Here is a 2,024-nt window from a genome sequence, read left to right as displayed (position 1 = left end):
CTGGGCGTGGGCGGACATCTGCACGACTACGGCCGACGGCTGGTGCTGGAGAACACGTCACGCAAGGAGACCGTGGCCACGCTCGACGCTAAACTCGACGCCGAAGGCCACATTCTGGAGATGCCCATCGCGAAGTATGACCAGGGCTACGCGCTGAAGAAGGGCGAGGTGATGAAGGTGACGGCCAGCTACGCGAATCCCGGCCCGGCCCTGCCACAAGGAGCGATGGGGATTGTAGTGGGGTATTTCGCGCCGGAGAAGGATGACGTTGTTGCCGTACTCCGGCGCCCCCACGCGGGCAACAAGATTGAACCACCTCGTTTGCTCCAATTCAGGGAGCCAGCACCTGCGAAAGCGCATGGTACGGTTGTCCTCAACATAGTGATCGGTGCCGACGGGAAGGTCAAAGACGCAAGAGTTGCGAGGTCGCTCGGGCCGGACCCGGATCAGAAGGCCCTCGATACAGTGCGTCAGTGGACATTCGCGCCTGCCCGGCGAGCCGGGCAGCCAGTGGCTGTTCAGGTGGCCATTGAGGTCAATTTCCGCTAAGTGCCTTACCTCAGCGGCTGAAGCCGGCGTGGTTCCGCGTGGGAACGGCACGGCTGAAGCCGTGCCCTGACACGAATCATTTCAAGACAGCGGTTCGCGGATCGCGGCTGGCTCTCCGGCAGGCGAAGCGATCTCAGTTCAGATTCAGCGTCTGAATCGTCCCCTGCGAATCCTGCATATGTGAAGCCATGGCCAGCGCGGGGTGGGGTGTAGCTTCCGGGAGAGCCGTGGGCTCAGCGAGTTCCGGGGCGTTAAGCGTGGGCCTGTTCTCCGACTTCTCGTCTTTGCGGGCGAAATGTTGCAGCGCGTGATAGATGGCCAAAAAGAGCACGGGGACGCTCATGCCCGCGGCCAGCATGAGGGCCAGCGCCAGCTCGATCTGGACGACGCCCAGGAAGACGCCGCCGAAGATGGCGGTGGCGGCCAGGATGAGTCCGGTTTCGCGGATGGAGCGGGTGAGGCGCACGCGGCCGGTAGCGGCGAGGCGGTCGCGCAGGACTTCCGCCGGCAGTTCCGGCGTCTCCAGTTGCAGCGCCTTTTCCAACTCAAAGTCAGGAACGGGCTGGGCCATGGGCGCGCCGCTCCGGGCCTGCTTGCGGCGCTCGATCTGCAGCGTGCGTACCAGCGAGAGGTTCAGGAGGGAATCTTTCAGGCGCTGGCGCGCGACTTCCGGCAGGCAGAGGAAGCGGATGCCGGTTTCGCCGCCGCGCGTCCAGCTCACCATGCCGGTGGCCAGGATGTAGTCGTGGCTGCCGGGCAACTGGACTTCCACCATGATGGGCTCATAGTTGGGGGCTTGGACGTTGCCGCGCACCGCCAGGCCGCCCTCACTGAGATCGAGGATGACGCCGTTGGTCGCCATATCCACGCTGGCGACGGCCACGGTCCGGTCGAGCTTCCACCGCGGGGAACGGGGAATCGCGTCCATGGCAGCATCGTAGGCCCGGACATGTTTACTGACTAGTAATCAGGCGGATACGTGCAGAAGCAGGTTCCGCCTGGCGACCGCAACCGCAACGGTGAAACCAGTCCATTGCGGCAATGGTCCGCCGAATCGGCAACTTTCCCGCATCATCGAGGCACCGCATCGCGTCTCATCATTGGTTTGGTCGTATCCGGTTCATGAGCCCTCAAGAACGCCAGCACCGGTTGCGGGTCATTATTGCGTTCGCGCTGGTGTATCTGCTTTGGGGCTCGACGTACCTCGGGATCCGCATCGCCGTCGACGATGTGCCGCCGGCCACCATGGCGGGAACGCGCTTCTTCATCGCCGGCAGCCTGATGCTGGCCTGGTGCGCGCTCACGGGACGTCAGATCCGCCTCAGCAAGCGCGATTTCATGCGCGTAGGCTCGGTGGGCGTGCTGCTGCTCACCGGCGGCAACGTGGTGGTGTGCTGGTCGGAGCAGTACGTGGCCAGCGGCTTGGCTGCCCTGATCGTAGCCATCGTGCCCATCTGGGTGGTGGTGATCGAATC

3 protein-coding genes are annotated in these 2,024 nt (G+C 64.0%); 2 read left to right on the top strand and 1 reads right to left on the bottom strand.

Annotated features, from left to right (window positions below):
* On the top strand, nucleotides 1-549 hold a 549-nt coding region (locus VLE48_05610; GenBank protein ID HSA92469.1), incomplete at its 5' end, for an energy transducer TonB.
* A 133-nt stretch (nucleotides 550-682) separates the two neighbouring features.
* On the opposite strand, the gene VLE48_05605 is transcribed toward VLE48_05610, so the two are convergent.
* On the bottom strand, nucleotides 683-1,477 hold the full coding sequence (locus VLE48_05605; GenBank protein ID HSA92468.1) for a PilZ domain-containing protein: 795 nt from the start codon (nucleotides 1,475-1,477) through the stop codon (nucleotides 683-685).
* A gap of 194 nt (nucleotides 1,478-1,671) precedes the next feature.
* Here VLE48_05605 and VLE48_05600 point away from each other — a divergent pair.
* The coding region (locus VLE48_05600; protein ID HSA92467.1) for an EamA family transporter at nucleotides 1,672-2,024 on the top strand (353 nt) is incomplete at its 3' end.

This window comes from Terriglobales bacterium, assembly GCA_035454605.1.
Taxonomy (GTDB): Bacteria; Acidobacteriota; Terriglobia; order Terriglobales; family Acidobacteriaceae; genus DATMAB01.
This window is presented reverse-complemented; position numbering and strand designations above follow the sequence as displayed.